Genomic DNA, 17,355 nt, shown 5'->3' with positions numbered 1-17,355 from the left:
GTGGACGCCATGGGCTCAGGTGGTGAGCGACCGGGAGGATTGCTCGGTCGGGTCCGACGTCGGGGTGACGGTGGGCTGCTCGCCGGCGGCGGTGCCCGACTCGGCCGGCCGGCGACCGGCGCCCAGCAGCCGGCCGATGAGCGAGGGTCCGCCGCGGCGGTGCGAGTAGACGTCGACACCGACCGCGATCAGCAGCACGAGGCCCTTGATGATCTGCACTTTGTCACTGGTCACGCCGAGCAGCTGGAGGCCGTTGTTGAGCACAGCGATCACCAGGCCACCGACGATCGAGCCGCCGACCGTACCGATACCGCCGGAGACCGCGGCGCCACCGATGAACACGGCCGCGATCGCGTCGAGCTCCCAGCCCAGGCCGTCCTGCGGACCCGAGGACACCGAACGGGCCACCGCGATCATGCCCGCCAGAGCCGCGAGCACCGACATGTTCATCATCACGAAGAAGTTGATCCGCTTGATCTTCACGCCCGACAGCTCGGCCGCGTGCGCGTTGCCGCCGACCGCATAGATGTGGCGGCCGAAGATCGTGCTGCGCGTCACGAACGAGTACAGGATGATCAGCACGCCGAGGATGATGCCCGAGACGGGGAACGAGGTGCCGACGCGGCCGCCCGCGAACAGGAACGTGAAGTAGATCACGATCGCGTCGAGCACCACGACCTTGAAGACGCTGACCCAGAGGGGGGCATTCTCCGATCCCATCTTCGTCTGGTTGCGTCGGGTGCGGACCTCCCTCAGCGCGATGACGACCGCGATGACGAGTCCGAGCAGCAGGGTGGAGTTGTTGTAGCCGGTGTCCGGGCCCCACTCGGGCAGGAAGCCGCCGCCGATGAACGTGAAGGCGTCCGGGACCGGGATGGTGTTCGCGTTCCCGATGAGCTGGTTGAGTCCGCGGAAGATGAGCATGCCGGCGAGTGTGACGATGAAGGCGGGGACGCCGACGTAGGCGACCCACCAGCCCTGCCACGCGCCGATCAGCGCTCCGACGGCGAGGCCGAGCAGGATGGCGAGCGGCCAGGCGACGTGCCAGCTCGTCATCGCCTGCGCGACGATGATGCCGACCACAGCGGCGACCGAGCCCACCGACAGATCGATGTGTCCGGCGATGATGACCATGACCATGCCGATCGCCAGGATGAGCACGTAGGCGTTCTGGTTGACCAGGTTGATCAGGTTGACCGGGTCCAGCGTCTTGCCGCCGGTGAGGATCTGGAACAGCAGGACGATGACGACGAGTGCTCCCAGGATGCCGAACTGGCGTCCCGTGGACTGGCCGCCGCCGAACATCTTGCCGAGGTCGCGGATCCCGCCGGACTTCTTCTTCTCTTCGATCTGAGTCGTCATTATCGGGTTGCCTTCTTCTTGGCGGAGGTCATGCTCTTGAGGAGCGTTTCGGGGGTGGCTTCGCTGATGGGGAGCTCGTTGGTGATCTGGCCCTCGAAGATCGTGTAGATACGATCCGAGATGCCCAGCAGCTCCGGCAGCTCGGACGAGATGACGATGACGCCCTTGCCCTGCGCGGCCAGCTGCTGGATGATGCCGTAGATCTCGTACTTGGCACCCACGTCGATACCGCGCGTGGGCTCGTCGAGGATCAGGATGTCCGGGTCGGTGAACATCCACTTCGCCAGGACGACCTTCTGCTGATTACCGCCGGAAAGCGTCGCGACCCCGCGGTCGACGTCGGGCGTCTTGATCCGGAGGCTCGTGCGATACTCCTCGGCGACCGCGTGCTCCGCCCGATCGTCGACGACACCGCGCCTGGCGATCTTCTTCAGCTTCGCCGACACGATCGACTGCTTGATGTCATCGAGGAGGTTCAGGCCGAGCACCTTGCGGTCTTCGCTCACGTAGGCGAGGCCGTTGTCGATCGCCTCCGAGACGGTGCGGACCTGGATCTCCTTGCCGTCCTTGTAGATCTCGCCGGAGACGAAGGTGCCGTAGGAGTGGCCGAACACGCTCATCGCGAGCTCGGTGCGCCCGGCGCCCATCAGGCCCGCGAACCCGACGATCTCGCCCCGGCGCACGGTGAAGCTCGAATTCTTCACCACAAGGCGGTCGGGGACCTGCGGGTGCTGCACCACCCAGTTCCGAACCTCGAAGAAGACCTCGCCGATGTTCGGCGTCCGCCCCGGGAACCGGCTCTCCAGCGTGCGGCCGACCATTCCCCGGATGATCCGGTCCTCGTCGACCCCATCGGCCTTGACATTGAGCGTCTCGATGGACCGGCCGTCGCGGATGATCGTGATCTCGTCCGCGATCTGTTCGATCTCGTTGAGCTTGTGGCTGATGATGATCGAGCTCACGCCGCGTCCCTTGAGACCCAGGATCAGGTTCAGGAGATGCTGCGACTCGGCTTCGTTGAGCGCTGCGGTCGGCTCGTCGAGGATCAGCAGCTTGACGTTCTTGTTGAGTGCCTTCGCGATCTCCACCAGCTGCTGCTTGCCGACGCCGATGTTCTTGATCTGCGTGTCGGGGTCGTCGCTCAGGCCGACGCGGGCGAGGAGCTCGGCGGCGCGACGCTTGGCCTCGGCCCAGTCGATCACGCCGGCGCGGCCGGGTTCGTTGCCCAGGAAGATGTTCTCGGTGATCGAGAGCTCCGGGATCAGCGCGAGCTCCTGATGGATGATCACGATGCCCCGCTGCTCGGACGACTTGATGTCCTTGAACCGCATCACCTCGCCCTGGTAGACGATGTCACCGGAGTAGGTCCCGTACGGGTAGACACCCGACAGCACCTTCATCAGCGTGGACTTGCCCGCGCCGTTCTCGCCGCAGATCGCGTGGATCTCGTCGGCGTGGACGGTCAGGGAGACATCCTCCAGCGCCTTCACGCCGGGAAACTCCTTGGTGATGGCGCGCATCTGCAGGATGACTGCGTTCGACGGCATCGTCGCTCCTTGGGTCGTGTCGGGATGCGGGTGCTGAGCGGTCACGCCGGACGGCGGCAACGCGATGTCAATGTTACAGGCAAATATCGATGGTTACATATCGCATCGAGCGACATGGCCGATGGGAGCCCAGGAAGACATCGCCGCGCTGTGCGTCGCGGGGCCACTGGGCCGAAGAGGTCGCCCTACTCGCCGCCGGTGAGCGCGCCCTGGATGACCAGCGCTGCAGCGCCGAGAGACTCCGCACGGTCGCCGAGCGACGAGATCCGCACGGCGGTGGTGCCGGCGATCACCGGGATGGCGTTGTGCTGGATTCCCCGGCGGATCGGATCGAGCAGAGCGTCGCCGAGTCCGACCAGCGGTCCTCCGATGAGCACGAGCTCGGGGTTGATCACGTTGGCGATGTTGCCGATCGCCTGCCCGATCGCGGTGCCGGCGTCGCTCACGACGCGGAGGACGGCGGGGTCGCGGTCACGTCCGCGCCGCAGGATGTCCGCCGTGCTGACCGGCGCGTTCACGCCCCGACCCAGCGTCTCGATCATCACGCTGGTCGAAGCGATCGTCTCCAGGCAGCCCCGGTTGCCGCAGCGGCAGATGACGCCCTGCTCGGTCACGGGCGTGTGGCCCAGCTCGCCCGTGATGCCGAGGAAACCGTAATAGGGCAGCCCGTTCAGGATGAGGCCGGCGCCGATGCCGGTGCCGATCTTCACGAAGATCAGGTTGCGCACCCCGCGATTGGCGCCCCATGTCACCTCGGCGAGCGCGCCGAGGTTGGCGTCGTTGTCCACGACGACCGGGAAGCGGAAGGCCTCCTCGAGGTCGCGCAGCCGCACCCCCACCCATTCCGGCAGGATGGCGCCCTGCAGTACCGTCCCGGTCCGCCGGTCGATGGGGCCGGGGATGCCGATGCCGACGGCGAGGACCGCCTGCCGGTCGTGCGCTCCGGCCGCGAGCATCCGATCGAGGAGGTCGGCGGCCTGTGACACCGCATCGGAGACGTCGTATCCGAGCGGCAGCGGGACCGCCTCCTCGGCGATGACCTCGTAGCCGAGGGTGCAGAGCACGATCCGCACGTGCCTGCGCCCGAAGTCCACGCCCACGGCGATATCGCCGGTGTCGGTGAGCTGCACGAGGAGCGCCCGCCGGCCACTCGAGGTCACCGGTGAGGTGGCCACGACGCCCTTCGCCGCCATGTCACGGACGATGTTCGAGACAGTGGCGGTCGAGAGGCCCGTCCCGCGCGCGAGCTCTGCCTGGGTGGACGGGCCGTTGGCGAGCAGGAACTCGACGAGCCGCTCCTGATTCAGGTGCCGGAGCGCGCCCTGAGACCCGGGGTTGCGTGCGCCACGCGCGGGAAGACCCGAAGTGGCGGTCATAGCGACAAGCGTGAATCATCGCTGAGTTGTAGTCAAGTTATGAACGTAACGTTTGGGCCCGGCCGGCTTCGAGTGTGCTCAGGGGACAGCAACCCCTCGTTTCGCGCCCCTGCCAGAATGGACGCATGCCCATCCTGAACAAGGACATGCAGGTCTGCATCTCCCTTTCCGGTCGTCCCAGCAACCTCGGCACGAGGTTCCACAACTTCCTGTACGACGAACTCGGGCTCAACTTCATCTACAAGGCGTTCACCACGGACGACCTGGAGGGTGCCGTCCGCGGGGTGCGCGCGCTCGGCCTCCGCGGCTGCTCGGTGTCGATGCCGTTCAAGGAGGCGATCATCCCGCTCGTCGACAACCTCGAGCCCTCTGCCCTCGCGATCGAGTCCGTGAACACGGTCGTCAACGAGGACGGCTTCCTCACCGCCTCCAACACCGACTACGAGGCGGTGGCACAGCTCCTCGAAGAGCACGCCGTCGACCCGGCTTCCCGGGTGATCGTGCGCGGCTCGGGCGGCATGGCGAAGGCCGTCGTCGCGGCGTTCCGCGGCGCCGGCTTCGGCGACGTGACCGTGCTGGCCCGTAACGAGCACGCCGGCTCGGCGCTCGCGACGAAATACGACTACGTGTGGACGGCGATCGAGCCGGAGCCCGACTTCGACGTCATCGTGAACGTCACGCCGCTCGGCATGCGCGGAGCCGATGAAGCAGCGCTCGCATTCGACGCGGCGTTCGTCCAGCGCGCGTCCGTAGTCTTCGACGTCGTCGCTTTCCCCGCCGAGACGCCGCTCATCACCGCGGGCCGAGCTGCCGGCAAGCGCCTGATCACCGGCGCCGAAGTCGTGGCACTGCAGGCCGCGCGCCAGTTCGAGCGCTACACGGGCGTCGCCCTGACCCCGGAGCAGGTGGCCAGGGCTTCGGAGTTCTCGCGCGCCGAGTGAGCGCGATCCGCCGATCGCCTTGACCCTTCCCTCCGGGTCAAGGTCTACGCTGGCGTCGGAGCGGAGCGAACGCACCGCTGCGGAGGTTCGTCGCATGCAGATCAGCGAGCTGGCCGATCGGGCCGGTGTGACGGTGAAGGCCGTGCGCTACTACGAACGCCTCGGGCTGCTGGCTCCTCAGCGCCTCCCGAACGGTTACCGGGACTACGACGAGGGACAGCTGCGCGCAGCCCGTGAGATCCGCGAGCTCGCCGCTGTCGGCATTCCCCCGAGCAAGGCCGCCCCGTTCATCGCGTGTCTCGGATCCGGCCACGCCCGCAGCGACGACTGCCCCGCCTCCGTCGTCGCCTATGCCGACGGCATCGCCGAGCTGGACGCCGCGATCGCGGCCCTCGAAGCTCGCCGCGAGCAGCTCTCCCGCCGGCTCGCTTCGGCCACCGATGCCGTCGCCCCGTCTCCTGATCAGGGCACTGGGTGCACCGTGGTCGACTCACTTCTCAGCCGCTGACTCGCTCTGCGGCCGCGCGCCCGCGGGCCGCGGAATCATCCCTCGGGATGACCTGGCGCCCACCAGGGGCCGATGCCGAGGTCGGATCCTCCCCGCTTGACTGGATGTCGTGGCCGAGGGGAAGGCCACGGAGGGGAACGAGATGACCACGCTGCAGTACCGCCGGTACGGCGAGCTGACGCGGGCGCGGGGGGCGCTCGCGACGGTCGCGCACAACGCCTATCTCAGGTTGTTCGCGACGCTGGTCGTCATCGCGGCCGGCGCCGCAGTCCTCGCCGTCGTGATCGGCTTCGTGCTCGACCTTGTCGTGCCGCTGATCTTCGGCGACGAACTGCGCGCGCTGGCCGCGCTCCTCCCCCACTGAACGCGGGGCCCCTGTCGCCGCGAGCGAGCGGGGCCTAGAGTCGCCGCATGTCCCTCGTCTTCTCAGCGATCGCCTCGCTCGACGGCTACACCGCCGATACCACCGGCTCCTTCGACTGGGCGGCTCCCGACGAGGAGGTCCACGCTGCGGTCAACGATCGTGAGCGCGGCATCTCCACCTATCTCTACGGTCGTCGGATGTTCGAGACGATGCGCGTCTGGCAGGACATCGGCGACGGCGGCGAGCCGGAGGTGATGCGCGAGTACGCGGACATCTGGCGTTCGGCCGACAAGGTCGTGTACTCGTCGACCCTGACCGTTGCGACGACGCCGCGCACGCAAGTCGAGCCGCGGTTCGACCCGGCGGCGGTGCGGGCGCTCGTGGACTCGGCTCCGGGAGACGTCTCGATCGGCGGTCCGACGCTGGCCGCGGAGGCCTTCCGTGCGGGCCTCGTCCACGAAGTGATCCTGCTCCTCGTCCCCGTCTCCGTCGGCGGCGGGACACCGGCCCTGCCGGCGGGCCGGCTGCTCCGGCTGGAGCTGCTGGAGGAGCACGCCTTCCCGTCCGGTGTCGTGCTCGTGCGTTATCGCGTCACCCCACGCGGAGCGTGACGCTCGGGCGATCGAGCGCCACCTCCAGATCGTCCAGGGTCACGCCGTGCTCCGCGAGCAGCGTCACGGGGTAGAAGAACGCGTCGAGCCCGGTGCCGGTGTCGGGGAGGTCGATGCCATCGGACTCGAACGGAAGCGGGTGACCGGAGGTGCGCGTCACCAGGTCTCCGTCATCGCCCAGCTCGACGGATACGGATCGCGTCGGAGCACCCCGCTCCAGAAAGGCCCAGCTCATCGCGGGGAGCCGGACGTCGATGGTCGCGCGGTACACGTCGCGCTGCTCGCTGAGCAGGCCGCCGGCCCAGCCGACCGTCTCGCTCGCGCCGTGCAGGAGCATCCAGCCGTTCATCGCCGCGGTGAGGACCAGCAGTCCCGCACCCTCGCCGAGGTGCGGGTTCTCGCACCACGAGAACTGCTCATCGAGGATTTCCGCGTCCAGCTCGGTCGCGAGGCCCCGCGCAGGCGCGGCGGGCAGGAAGATCCAGCTCCCGCTCGCGAACACGTCGACGAGCGAGTCGCTCAGCACCGGGACGTCCTCGGTCACGCGAAGATTCTACGGCGACGGCGACTCCATGCGCTCGCGGAGACGGCGGGCGAGGTCGACGGCCCTCGCCAGCTCGTGCTCGTCGGCCGCCTCGGCTGTGCGCTCCGCCCACGCCCGTCGCCGGGGGCGGATGCCGTCGAGCACCGCACAGCCCTTCTCGGTGAGGGTCACCAGCGGCGCGCGGGCGTCGGCCGGGTCGGGCGCGCGGGTGACCAGACCAGCGGCCTCCAGCTGCGCGACGGCCTCCGCCGCCGACTGCCTGCGCAGCCCCCGTCGGCGTGCGATGGCCGCGACGCTGAGCGGCCCGTGCGCGACCGCACCGAGTGTGAGCCACCGGGAGGCCGTGAGCCCGTCTTCAGCGACGATCCCGTCGCCTGCCCGGCTGAAGGCGTCCGCGAGACGGAAGACTTCGTCCACCAGCTCGGTGAGCCGGTCGGCGGCGGTCACACGCGCTCGCTCAGGCAGACGAGGTGCCCGTCGCCGTCGCGGACGACCGCCATCCGCTCGCCCCACGGCTGCACCTCGGCCGGGTCGACCACGGCGCCGCCTGCGCGCGTCCAGGCGTCGACGACGGCGTCGAGCCGGTCGACCGCGAATCCGATGGCCACCGCGGTGTCCGACGGCACGGCTTCCCGTTCGTGAAGCATCAGTTCGACGCCCTCGGCGCTGGTGAGCCACGCGAAGCCCGCGCTCGCGCGATCGACCCGCAGTCCGAGGGCGTCACGGTAGAGGGCCAGCGCGTGCGGAATGCGGGACGTGGACACGATGATGCGCTGGATGGTGGTGGGCATCACCCCATCGTGGAGGATTGACAGGTACCTGTCAATCCTCCATTCCGGTCGCGAGCCGGTCGACGCGACGAAGCGACCGGTCCACGAGGGTGATCACGAGGAAGACCACGGCCGCGCCGAGCATGAACCAGGCCAGGTCGTGGAGGCCTGCGGTGCTCGCCGTCGTGTGGAAGAACGCGCCGGTGGCCGCCGACGCGAGCATCGCGCCGAGATACATGAAGGTGCGCAGGAGTCCCGAGGTCGCACCCATCCGCGCGGGGTCGGCCTGGTGGTACAGAGTGTTCTGGATGGCGAGGTTCACGATCCCCTGCGGCACGCCGACAACGACGGCGATCAGCAGGAGCGCCCACAGGGCGGCCTCCGCGCCCACGAAGAGCAGCAGAGCCGCCATGACGACCTGACCCAGCGCCCCGACGATCAGCTTCCAGCGGATCTCCGGCCGCCGCCCGAACACGGAGGCGACCACGATGCCGACGGCGAACGTCGGCAGCAGCACCAGGCCGGCGAGCGCCGGGGAGAGGCCGCGCCCGCCCTCCAGCCACTGCGTGAAGCCGTACAGGTAGCAGTAGCTGACCGTCGCCGCGAGCACGGCGCGCGCGTAGGTGACGAGCAGCGGCACGTTCCCGGCGAACACCCGCACGTCGATGAAGGGGTCGGGGCGCCGCAGCTCCCACAGCGCGAAGCCCGCACCGAACACCGCTGCGAGCCCGAGCAGCCAGAGTTGCGCAAGGTGGATGTCCATCAGGAACAGCAGCAGGCACACCAGTGTCGCCGCGAACAGGGCGATGCCCAGGAGATCCAGGCGCGCCCGCTCCAGACGCGGCGAGTCGAGAGCCGTCCGGCGGGGCAGGAAGAGCAGGGCGAGCACGAGGGATGCCAGCGCAAGCGGGATATTGACGGCGAAGGTCGCCCGCCAACCGCCGAACTGGATGAGGAGCCCTCCCAGCGTCGGGCCGATGACCGCGATCGTCTGGGTCGTGACCGACAGCGCGGTCAGCACCCCGGCCGGGCTGCGCATGCCTGTGCGTGTCGCTTCGCTCCGGATCAGGTACATCGCCGCCGGGTAGCCGGCGCAGGTGCCGAACCCCAGGATGACGCGGGCGATCACGAGCACCGCGATGTTCGGTGCGAGGAGTCCGATGACGCCGGCCAGTCCGGTGAGGATCGCTCCCGCGATCGACAGCCGCCGCGGCCCGAACGTGTCGACCAGCCGGCCGACGAGCGGCTGACCGATCGAGGTCGCGAGATAGAGGGAGGAGACCAGCCACGCGGTCTCCGACGCGGGAGCCCCGAGCGCAGTCGCGATCGGCACGAGGGCGACCGCGATGATCGACGAGTTGACCGGGTTCAGCACCGCGCCGATCATCATCGGAGCGAGCAACCGCCGGTCGAACCGGTCTGCGGGCCCGGGCTTCGCGGTGATCCGGTCGATCACGCGTGCGCCAGCTTCTCGATCAGGGCCGCCGCCGCGATGACGGTCTGACGCTCCTCCTCCGTCAACTCCTCCTCCATGGCATGGGCGAGCCACTCCCGTTTGGTGTCGAGGTTGCCGCCCTCTGCCTCCCGGCCGGCGTCGGTGAGCGCGACGAGTTGGCGCCGGCCGTCGGCCGGGTCGGGTGTGCGACCGACGAGCCCGAGCTCCTCGAGGGACGCGATGACGGTCGCCATCGACTGGGGCCGGACGCCTTCCAGCTCGGCGAGCCGCGAGGCCGTGTCGGCCTCGCCTTTGCCGACGCGCGCGAGAACCGAGACCTGCTGGGCGCTGAGACCCGCCGACTCGGCGGCCACTTCGCGCAGACGGCGTCGCAGCCGTGCGAACGCGACCCGGAGGTCGAGCGCGGCGCGGACGGAGGAGGGCGAAGGATCAGTCATATAGACAGTCTAACTGTTCAGTTCAGACTGAATAATCGGGCGAGCTCCGCTGCCGTCACCCGCAATGGCTATGCTGACGCGCGTGACCGGCACCCCCATCCCGCCGCCGGCAGCCCTCGCGCGCCGGCTGCGTCTCGGCGACGCGGTCGCCATCGGCCTGGGCTCGATGATCGGCGCGGGGATCTTCGCCTCCTTCACCCCGGCCGCGGCGGCCGCGGGAGCCGGCCTCCTGGTCGGACTCGTCATCGCCGGATTCATCGCGTTCTGCAACGCGACCTCGTCCGCGCAGCTCGCCGCCCAGTACCCGACCTCGGGCGGCACCTACGTCTACGGTCGGGAGCGCCTCGGCGATTGGCCGGGCTTCTTCGCGGGCTGGTCGTTCGTCGTCGGCAAGACGGCGAGCTCGGCGGCCATGGCCATCACATTCGCGACGTATGCGGTGCCCGCCCCCTGGGTGAAACCCGTCGCCATGCTCTCGGTGATCGTCCTCACCATCGTCAACACCCTCGGCGTCACGCGCACGGCGCTGCTCACCCGGATCCTCGTGGCCGTCTCGCTCGTCGCTCTCACGGTGGCGATCGTCATCGGCCTGACGCACACCTCGGCGAGCGCCGCGCAGCCGGGGACCCCCGTGACGGTCTGCGGGGTGCTGCAGGCCTCGGGCTTCCTCTTCTTCGCCTTCGCCGGCTACGCCCGCGTCGCGACCATGGGCGAGGAGGTCGTCGACCCCACCCGCACGATCCCCCGCGCCATCACCATCGCACTCACCGCCACCCTCGCGATCTATGCGCTGGTGGCCGTGTCTGCTCTGCACGCGCTCGGGCCTGCGGGCCTCGCGACGTCAGCGGCACCCCTCGGCGAAGTCGCCGCGACCAGCGGCGCCGACTGGCCGGGAGTGGTGATCCGAATCGGGGCCGCCGCCGCCGCGCTGGGCGCACTGCTGGCGATGATCGCCGGCATCGGGAGGACGAGCCTGGCGATGGCGCGCAACCGCGACCTCCCGTCCTGGTTCGCGGCCGTGCACCCGCGCTTCCACGTCCCCTACCGCGCCGAGCTCGCCTTGGGCTTCATTGTGTGCGTCCTCGTCGCCGTCACCGATCTGCGCGGCGCCATCGGCTTCTCGTCCTTCGGGGTGCTGCTGTACTACTTCGTGGCCAACCTGTCCGCGTGGACGCAGGACCGCACGCACCGGCGCTATCCGCGAACGCTCGCAATCGCCGGCGCGATCGGTTGCCTGGTGCTGGTGGCGACATTGCCGGTCGGAGCGATCGTGGCGGGTGTCGTCGTACTGGCCGTGGGGATGGGATACCGCTTCGTCCGGCTCCGCACGGCGCGCTGAGCGCGCCACGGGTTCGCTCGGCGCAAACAAAGAGCGCAGTGATCCTAGAAGCCGTCTCTCCGTGTCCCACCCAAGTTATTCGTATTCGCTGCCAGGTGACCCTGCACAGCAGTATTTGCGCGAATTCTTATCGCAAATTCGTGGCCAAGTCTCGCTGATCCGGACACTCGTCGCCGCCATCGACTGAACAGCCATCACGTTTCGGGTCTGGTACGTCCCAATCGAAGGCCAGGCGATGACCCCACGTATCCGCGACGGCAGGGACACGGCCGGAGACGAGGACGCCCAAGCCATCCACTTTTTTGGCCTATAAGCCTCAGTCGCAGTCACTCGGCAGCGACCAACGCAAAAGGCCGGCCTGACTTCTCAGTCAGACCGGCCTTTCTCGTTCGTCTCGAGCATTTCATGATCCCGATTTCCGGAAATCCTGAACCACTCTTCGTGCGCGAGGGGGGACTTGAACCCCCACGCCCTTGCGGGCACTGGCACCTGAAGCCAGCGCGTCTGCCAATTCCGCCACTCGCGCGAACCAAGGAAGAGTAACACGGTCGCGTCTCCGCCGACGAATCGGCCGAGGCCCGAAAGCGTGATCTTCACCGGTTCGCCAGCAGCCCGGGGGTGTCTTCCAGGGCAGTCCGACTAACATGCATGTAGCTGGCAAGCCGGGAGCGGGAGACTAGTGGGCATTCTGGACAACTTCGAGCGGGGGCTCGAGCGCGCCGTCAACGGTGCGTTCGCGAAGACCTTCCGTTCCGGGCTGCAGCCTGTCGAGCTCACCAGCGCCATCCGCAAAGAGATGGACACCAAGTCCGCCGTCGTGGCGCGCGACCGGGTGCTCGCGCCCAACCGCTTCGTGCTGCGCATGTCGTCAGCCGATTACACGCGCATGCGATCGATGGGTGCTGCGCTCACCGACGAACTCGTCTCGTTCGCGCAGAAGCACGCGACCAGTCAGCACTACCAGTTCGCGGGCGGCCTCTCCATCCAGCTGCTGGAGGACCCCGAGATCAGCGTCGGCATGCTCCAGATCGACTCCGAGAACGTCAAAGGCGAGGTCGCCTGGACGCCCGTGCTCGACATCGCCGGGCACCACTATCCGCTCACCAGCGGCCGCACCGTGGTGGGCCGCGGCAGCGACGCCGACATCACGGTCGACGACACCGGCATCTCACGCCGCCACGTCATGATCCTCTGGGACGGCCATCGCGCGCAGGTCGAGGACCTCGGCTCGACGAACGGCTCGAAGCTGAACGGGCAGCCGGTGAAGAAGGCGATCCTCGAACCCGACTCGGTCGTCACCATCGGGCGCACCGACATCATCTTCCGCGTGCTCCCCCAGGCCGCACCCACCCAGCGCTCGGCGCAGGGCGACAACTTCTGGAGCACCTCGTGAACCCGAGCGAGCTCACGCTCCTGGTGCTGCGGTTCGGTTTCCTCCTGCTGCTCTGGCTCTTCGTCTTCGGCATCGTGTACGCGCTGCGCACCGACCTGTTCGGCCAGCGCGTCCGCAAGCTCCCGGAAACCCCCGCCGCGCAGACGCCCTCGTCGCCCTTCCCGGCCGGCGCCCCCGCGCCGGTGCCGGCCGGAGCGCCGGCCGGCATGGCCGGTCCGACCGAGCCGGTCATGCAGCACGCGCCGGTGTCGAGCCTCCCCTCCGGCGCGAACACCGCAGGCGGCGGCACGAAAGCGAGCGTCCAGACGGCTCACCGGCTGGTCATCACCTCAGGCCCGCGCGCCGGAACCGAGCTCGCCCTGGGCCGCGACCCCATCACCATCGGCCGATCGAGCGACTCGGGGCTCGTCATCCGCGACGACTACACCTCCACGCATCACGCGCGCCTGCTGCTGTGGAACGACGAGTGGATGATCCAAGACCTCGACTCCACCAACGGCACGTTCCTCGACGGTCGACGCGTCACCGTCCCGACCCAGGTCCCGCTCGACACCCCGATCAAGATCGGGACGACCACATTCGAGCTGCGACGGTAACCGGTGGCAGCGAACCGGGCAGCGGCCGTCTCCCACACGGGGAAGATCCGCTCGAACAACCAGGACTCCGGCTACGCCGGACGGGAGCTGTTCGTGGTGGCGGACGGGATGGGCGGCCACGCCGGCGGTGATGTGGCCAGCGCCATCGCCGTCAACCGCATCCGGGAGGCCGACGGCGACTACGCGACCGCGTCGGAGGCCGAGTTCGCACTGCAGTCCGCACTGATCGCCGCCAACTCGCTGCTCGCCGAGACCGTCTTCGAGCACCCGGAGCTCACCGGCATGGGGACGACGGTGAGCGCGCTCCTGCGCGTGGGCGACGAGGTCGCGATCGCTCACATCGGCGACTCCCGCATCTACCTCTTCCGGGAGGGCGAGCTCAGCCAGGTCTCCGTCGACCACACGTTCGTCCAGCGCTTGGTCGACAGCGGCCGCATCACCGAAGAGGAGGCGATGGTCCATCCCCGCCGCTCGGTGCTCATGCGCGTGCTCGGCGACGTCGACGCCTCCCCGGAGATCGACACGCTCATCCTCGCGACACGGCCGGGCGACCGCTGGCTGATCTGCTCGGACGGGCTCAGCGGCGTGGTCAAGAACGACGACCTCCTCGCAGCCCTCGCCTCGCGCGACGCACCCAAGCAGGTCGCCGACCGCCTGCTGAAGCAGAGCCTCGACGCCGGCGCCCCCGACAACGTGACCGTGGTGATCCTCGACATCGGCGACGTGAGCCGCGGCGACGTCGTCAAAGACCCGGTGACCGTCGGGTCGGCCGCCGCACCCCTGCAGTTCGGCGAACCGAAGCCCACGACCCGCGCGGCCCGCCTCCCGACGCTGCGCCTCCACCCCGTGCGCCCGGCGACCGGGCCGACCCACTTCGAACCCGAGTCCGACGATTACCTCGACGAACTGATCGAAGAGGACGAGCGCCGCGCGCGCCGCCGCCGCCTCACCTGGATGATCGGCCTGGCGGTGGTCGTCATCGCGATCGTCCTCGCCGTGCTCTTCGGGTACCAGTGGACGCAGTCGCGCTTCTTCGTGGGCGCCTCGCCAGCAGGAAAGGTGGCGATCTACCAGGGCGTGCAGCAGAACCTCGGCCCCATCGTGCTCTCGCACGTGTACGAAGAGACGGATGTACCGGTCACGCGACTCCCGCAATACGACAAGCAGCTCGTGCAGCAGACCATCAATGCCGACGACCTGGCCGCCGCCAGGGCCATAGTGGACCAGTTGACCGATGCCGCCAAGTGATGTGAGGGAGCGCCCGCGGACCAGGCCCACCACCGGCCCGGTCAAGCGCCTGCGCCTGCCCGCGAAACTGCGCAACCTCGAGTTGCTGCTCCTGCTCATCGCGTGCGGCATCAATGCGGCCGCGGTCGTCCTGGTGCAGCTCGGCGCCCTCGGGCATGTCGACCTGACACTGGTCTATCTGGGTGCCGGCCTGTCGGCGCTGGTCATCGGCATGCACATCGCCCTGCGCTTCGTGGCGCCGCAGGCCGACCCGTTCCTGCTGCCGATCGCCACCGTGCTCACCGGGATCGGCATCGCCGAGATCTACCGGATCGACATCCACTACAAAGAAGCGGGCTGGGACAGCGCGGGCGTCAAGCAGATCGTCTGGGCGGCCATCGCGATCGCGTGCGCCATCGCCGTGGTGATGGTCATCCGCAATCACCGCGTCCTGCAGCGCTACACCTACATCTTCGGACTGGCGGCGCTCGTGCTGCTGCTGCTGCCGATGCTGCCCGGGATCGGGCGCGAGATCTACGGCGCACGCGTCTGGATCGGCATCGGCCCGTTCAGCTTCCAGCCCGGTGAGATCGCCAAGCTGTGTCTCGCCGTCTTCTTCGCCGGCTACCTCGTCCAGGCCAGGGACTCGCTCTCGATGGTGGGCAAGAAGTTCCTCGGCATCCGCTTCCCGCGCGCCCGCGACCTCGGCCCGCTGCTGATCGTCTGGCTCATGTCGATGGCCGTGATCGTCTTCCAGCGCGATCTGGGCACCGGCCTCCTGATCTTCGGGCTCTTCCTCGTGATGGTCTACGTCGCGACGTCCCGCATCAGCTGGGTGATCCTCGGCCTGCTGTTGATCGTCGGCGGTGCGATCGTCGCAAGCCAGCTCCTCGTCTACGTGCACGACCGGTTCGAGAACTGGCTCGACCCGTTCGCTCAGAAGGTCTACGACGCCGACGGAGGCAGCTTCCAACTGGTGCAGGGGCTCTTCGGCCTCGCTCACGGCGGCCTCATCGGCACCGGCCTCGGTCAAGGTCAGCCGTGGATCACGCCGGTCGCCCAGAGCGACTACATCATCGCCAGCCTCGGTGAGGAGCTCGGGCTCGCCGGGCTGTTCGCGATCTTCGCCCTCTATCTCGTGTTCGTGGCCCGTGGACTGCGGATCGGCTTCGCCGGCCAGGACGACTTCGGCAAGCTGCTCGCCGTGGGCCTCTCGTTCACGCTGGCGCTGCAGTGCTTCATCGTCATCGGCGGCGTCACGCGCGTCATCCCGCTGACCGGCCTCACGACACCGTTCCTCGCGGCGGGAGGGTCGTCCCTGGTGGCGAACTGGATCATCGTCGCACTCCTCCTGCGCCTCTCCGACACCGTCCGCAACCAACCCCGTCTGGTGGTGAGCTGAGCGATGAATCGCGAGATCAAGAGGGTGAGCACGATCGTGCTCGCCATGTTCCTGGCCCTGCTGGTGTCAACGTCCATCCTTCAGGTCGTCCAGGCCGACACCCTCGCGGCCGACGCCCGCAACACTCGGGCCCGCAACGACAGCTACGCGTCGCAGCGGGGCGCGATCCTCGTGGCCGGGCGGCCGGTCGCCCAGTCCGTCCCGTCCAGCGACGTCTACAAGTGGCAGCGCGTCTACAGCAACGGACCGCTGTACTCCGCCGTCACCGGGTTCTATCCGGTCAACGGCGAAGCGACGGGTCTGGAGGGCGCGCTGGACGACAAGCTCGCCGGCACCTCCGACTCGCAGTTCTTCGACCGCATCAACGCGATCCTCACCGGCAAGAACCCGCAGGGCGCCAGCGTCGAGACGACGATCGATCCGACGGCGCAGCAGGCGGCCTGGGATGCGCTCGGCGACTACCAGGGCGCGGTGGTGCTGCTCGAACCGAAGACCGGCAAGATCCTCGCGATGGTCTCCAAGCCGACCTACGACCCGAACGTCCTCGCATCCCACGACACCGCCGCCGTCAACACCACGTACCAACAGCTGCTCGACGCAGCGGGAAGCCCCCTCATCAACCGCACCATCGGCGGCAACCTCAACCCGCCAGGGTCCACCTTCAAGCCGGTGATGAGCGCAGCGGCGTTCGGAACGGGCGACTACACGAAGGACAGCCAGCTGCCGAACCTGGCTTCGCTGCCGCTGCCCGGCTCGCCGACAATCGTGAAGAACGACTCCTTCACCACCTGCGGTCCCGGCGCGACCGTCTCGATCGCGACGGCACAGATCTTCTCTTGCAACATCCCGTTCGCCGAGCTCGGCATGCAGCTCAAGCCGCAGGTGATCAAAGACCAGGCGGACAAGTTCGGGTTCAACCAGTCGCTGAAGATCCCGATCCCGGTCACGAAGAGCGTCTACCCGCTGTACCCGGACCCGGCCGAACGCGCTCTGGGCTCGTTCGGCCAGAAGGACGACCGGGCGACGCCGCTGCAGATGGCCATGGTCTCGGCCGCCGTGGCGAACGGCGGCAAGCTCATGACGCCGAACCTGGTGGACTCGATCCGATCATCGGACCTGCAGACCATCGAGAGCTTCACGCCCACCGAGTTCTCCCAGCCCATGAGCAAGGAGATCGCCGACACCATCAAGCAGATGATGGTCGACGGCGTCGATCGCGGCGTGGCGAGCAATGCAAGAATAGACGGGGTTCAGGTCGGCGGTAAGACGGGGACGGCGCAGAACGGGGCGAACGACCCGTACACGCTGTGGTTCACGGGGTTCGCGCCGGCCAACGATCCTCAGTTCGCTGTGGCGGTTGTCGTTGAAAATGGCGGTGGACGCGGTCAGAACGGCACGGGTAACTCCATCGCCGCCCCGATCGCGAGGAAAGTACTAGAGGCGGTGCTGAATAAATGAGACCCACAGCAGGGCTCACCTTCG

The 17,355-nt window shown here is 68.4% G+C and carries 18 protein-coding genes and 1 tRNA gene; 10 read left to right on the top strand and 9 right to left on the bottom strand.

Features of this window, described 5'->3' with window-relative positions; translation table 11 throughout:
- Positions 1-15: 15 nt before the first annotated feature.
- The 3 genes from mmsB to Q0Q23_RS04645 form a co-directional block, all read right to left on the bottom strand.
- Entirely contained in the window at positions 16-1,362 is a 1,347-nt protein-coding gene (gene mmsB, locus Q0Q23_RS04655; protein WP_295120049.1) for a multiple monosaccharide ABC transporter permease, read from the bottom strand.
- A complete protein-coding gene (mmsA, locus tag Q0Q23_RS04650) occupies positions 1,362-2,909 on the bottom strand; it encodes a multiple monosaccharide ABC transporter ATP-binding protein (protein ID WP_295120046.1) in 1,548 nt (515 codons plus the stop codon). Before mmsA ends, mmsB begins: the two co-directional genes overlap by 1 nt.
- Positions 2,910-3,094: 185 nt before the next feature.
- On the bottom strand, positions 3,095-4,285 hold the full coding sequence (locus tag Q0Q23_RS04645; RefSeq protein ID WP_295120043.1) for an ROK family transcriptional regulator: 1,191 nt from the start codon (positions 4,283-4,285) through the stop codon (positions 3,095-3,097).
- A 125-nt stretch (positions 4,286-4,410) separates the two neighbouring features.
- Here Q0Q23_RS04645 and Q0Q23_RS04640 point away from each other — a divergent pair, with 125 nt between their 5' ends.
- From Q0Q23_RS04640 to Q0Q23_RS04625, 4 genes are all read left to right on the top strand, one after another.
- The gene (locus tag Q0Q23_RS04640; RefSeq protein WP_295120040.1) at positions 4,411-5,226 is read left to right on the top strand and encodes a shikimate 5-dehydrogenase; all 816 of its coding nucleotides are present in this window, start codon (positions 4,411-4,413) and stop codon (positions 5,224-5,226) included.
- A gap of 94 nt (positions 5,227-5,320) precedes the next feature.
- Entirely contained in the window at positions 5,321-5,734 is a 414-nt protein-coding gene (locus Q0Q23_RS04635; protein WP_295120037.1) for a MerR family DNA-binding transcriptional regulator, read from the top strand.
- A gap of 142 nt (positions 5,735-5,876) precedes the next feature.
- Positions 5,877-6,098, top strand: coding sequence for a hypothetical protein (locus tag Q0Q23_RS04630; protein ID WP_295120034.1), 222 nt, complete (start codon positions 5,877-5,879; stop codon positions 6,096-6,098).
- A 47-nt stretch (positions 6,099-6,145) separates the two neighbouring features.
- Positions 6,146-6,709 carry a dihydrofolate reductase family protein gene (locus Q0Q23_RS04625; RefSeq protein ID WP_295120031.1) on the top strand — a complete coding sequence of 188 codons (564 nt, stop codon included), beginning with the start codon at positions 6,146-6,148 and terminating at the stop codon, positions 6,707-6,709.
- On the opposite strand, the gene Q0Q23_RS04620 is transcribed toward Q0Q23_RS04625, so the two are convergent.
- The 5 genes from Q0Q23_RS04620 to Q0Q23_RS04600 are packed head-to-tail and all read right to left on the bottom strand — an operon-like array spanning position 6,690 to position 9,916.
- Entirely contained in the window at positions 6,690-7,253 is a 564-nt protein-coding gene (locus Q0Q23_RS04620) for a hypothetical protein (RefSeq protein WP_295120028.1), read from the bottom strand. The genes Q0Q23_RS04625 and Q0Q23_RS04620 overlap by 20 nt on opposite strands.
- 9 nt (positions 7,254-7,262) lie before the next feature.
- The gene (locus Q0Q23_RS04615) at positions 7,263-7,700 is read right to left on the bottom strand and encodes a MarR family winged helix-turn-helix transcriptional regulator (RefSeq protein ID WP_295120025.1); all 438 of its coding nucleotides are present in this window, start codon (positions 7,698-7,700) and stop codon (positions 7,263-7,265) included.
- Positions 7,697-8,044, bottom strand: a complete 348-nt coding sequence (locus tag Q0Q23_RS04610) for a VOC family protein (RefSeq protein ID WP_295120023.1) — start codon at positions 8,042-8,044, stop codon at positions 7,697-7,699. Before Q0Q23_RS04610 ends, Q0Q23_RS04615 begins: the two co-directional genes overlap by 4 nt.
- 31 nt (positions 8,045-8,075) lie before the next feature.
- Positions 8,076-9,479 (bottom strand): MFS transporter, encoded by a 1,404-nt coding sequence (locus Q0Q23_RS04605; protein ID WP_295120020.1) that lies wholly within the window; start codon positions 9,477-9,479, stop codon positions 8,076-8,078.
- Positions 9,476-9,916 carry a MarR family winged helix-turn-helix transcriptional regulator gene (locus Q0Q23_RS04600; protein ID WP_295120016.1) on the bottom strand — a complete coding sequence of 147 codons (441 nt, stop codon included), beginning with the start codon at positions 9,914-9,916 and terminating at the stop codon, positions 9,476-9,478. Before Q0Q23_RS04600 ends, Q0Q23_RS04605 begins: the two co-directional genes overlap by 4 nt.
- Before the next feature lie 82 nt (positions 9,917-9,998).
- On the opposite strand from Q0Q23_RS04600, the gene Q0Q23_RS04595 reads away from it, so the two are divergent.
- Positions 9,999-11,255, top strand: a complete 1,257-nt coding sequence (locus Q0Q23_RS04595; RefSeq protein ID WP_295120013.1) for an APC family permease — start codon at positions 9,999-10,001, stop codon at positions 11,253-11,255.
- 442 nt (positions 11,256-11,697) lie between these two features.
- Here Q0Q23_RS04595 and Q0Q23_RS04590 read toward each other — a convergent pair.
- Positions 11,698-11,781, bottom strand: a tRNA-Leu gene (locus Q0Q23_RS04590).
- Positions 11,782-11,934: 153 nt separating this feature from the next.
- On the opposite strand from Q0Q23_RS04590, the gene Q0Q23_RS04585 reads away from it, so the two are divergent.
- Genes Q0Q23_RS04585 through Q0Q23_RS04565 form a run of 5 tightly spaced genes read left to right on the top strand, consistent with a single transcriptional unit; the run spans position 11,935 to position 17,331 of the window.
- Positions 11,935-12,648 carry a DUF3662 and FHA domain-containing protein gene (locus Q0Q23_RS04585; RefSeq protein WP_295120010.1) on the top strand — a complete coding sequence of 238 codons (714 nt, stop codon included), beginning with the start codon at positions 11,935-11,937 and terminating at the stop codon, positions 12,646-12,648.
- Positions 12,645-13,244 (top strand): FHA domain-containing protein, encoded by a 600-nt coding sequence (locus Q0Q23_RS04580; protein ID WP_295120007.1) that lies wholly within the window; start codon positions 12,645-12,647, stop codon positions 13,242-13,244. The genes Q0Q23_RS04585 and Q0Q23_RS04580 overlap by 4 nt, the downstream gene beginning before the upstream one ends.
- Before the next feature lie 3 nt (positions 13,245-13,247).
- Positions 13,248-14,492 (top strand): PP2C family serine/threonine-protein phosphatase, encoded by a 1,245-nt coding sequence (locus Q0Q23_RS04575; protein ID WP_295120004.1) that lies wholly within the window; start codon positions 13,248-13,250, stop codon positions 14,490-14,492.
- A complete protein-coding gene (locus Q0Q23_RS04570; RefSeq protein ID WP_295120001.1) occupies positions 14,479-15,873 on the top strand; it encodes an FtsW/RodA/SpoVE family cell cycle protein in 1,395 nt (464 codons plus the stop codon). Before Q0Q23_RS04575 ends, Q0Q23_RS04570 begins: the two co-directional genes overlap by 14 nt.
- 3 nt (positions 15,874-15,876) lie before the next feature.
- Entirely contained in the window at positions 15,877-17,331 is a 1,455-nt protein-coding gene (locus tag Q0Q23_RS04565; protein WP_295119998.1) for a penicillin-binding protein 2, read from the top strand.
- Positions 17,332-17,355: the final 24 nt, after the last annotated feature.

This window comes from uncultured Leifsonia sp. (assembly GCF_945957465.1).
In the GTDB taxonomy this organism is placed as follows: domain Bacteria; phylum Actinomycetota; class Actinomycetes; order Actinomycetales; family Microbacteriaceae; genus Leifsonia.
This window is presented reverse-complemented; position numbering and strand designations above follow the sequence as displayed.

Bases quoted from the DNA above. Each gene is read 5' to 3' on its own strand.
- Q0Q23_RS04570 (WP_295120001.1), top strand. From the start codon at position 14,479: ATGCCGCCAAGTGATGTGAGGGAGCGCCCGCGGACCAGGCCCACCACC.
- mmsA (WP_295120046.1), bottom strand. From the start codon at position 2,909: ATGCCGTCGAACGCAGTCATCCTGCAGATGCGCGCCATCACCAAGGAG.
- Q0Q23_RS04640 (WP_295120040.1), top strand. From the start codon at position 4,411: ATGCCCATCCTGAACAAGGACATGCAGGTCTGCATCTCCCTTTCCGGT.
- Q0Q23_RS04645 (WP_295120043.1), bottom strand. From the start codon at position 4,285: ATGACCGCCACTTCGGGTCTTCCCGCGCGTGGCGCACGCAACCCCGGG.
- mmsB (WP_295120049.1), bottom strand. From the start codon at position 1,362: ATGACGACTCAGATCGAAGAGAAGAAGAAGTCCGGCGGGATCCGCGAC.
- Q0Q23_RS04630 (WP_295120034.1), top strand. From the start codon at position 5,877: ATGACCACGCTGCAGTACCGCCGGTACGGCGAGCTGACGCGGGCGCGG.
- Q0Q23_RS04635 (WP_295120037.1), top strand. From the start codon at position 5,321: ATGCAGATCAGCGAGCTGGCCGATCGGGCCGGTGTGACGGTGAAGGCC.
- Q0Q23_RS04625 (WP_295120031.1), top strand. From the start codon at position 6,146: ATGTCCCTCGTCTTCTCAGCGATCGCCTCGCTCGACGGCTACACCGCC.
- Q0Q23_RS04565 (WP_295119998.1), top strand. From the start codon at position 15,877: ATGAATCGCGAGATCAAGAGGGTGAGCACGATCGTGCTCGCCATGTTC.
- Q0Q23_RS04610 (WP_295120023.1), bottom strand. From the start codon at position 8,044: ATGCCCACCACCATCCAGCGCATCATCGTGTCCACGTCCCGCATTCCG.
- Q0Q23_RS04600 (WP_295120016.1), bottom strand. From the start codon at position 9,916: ATGACTGATCCTTCGCCCTCCTCCGTCCGCGCCGCGCTCGACCTCCGG.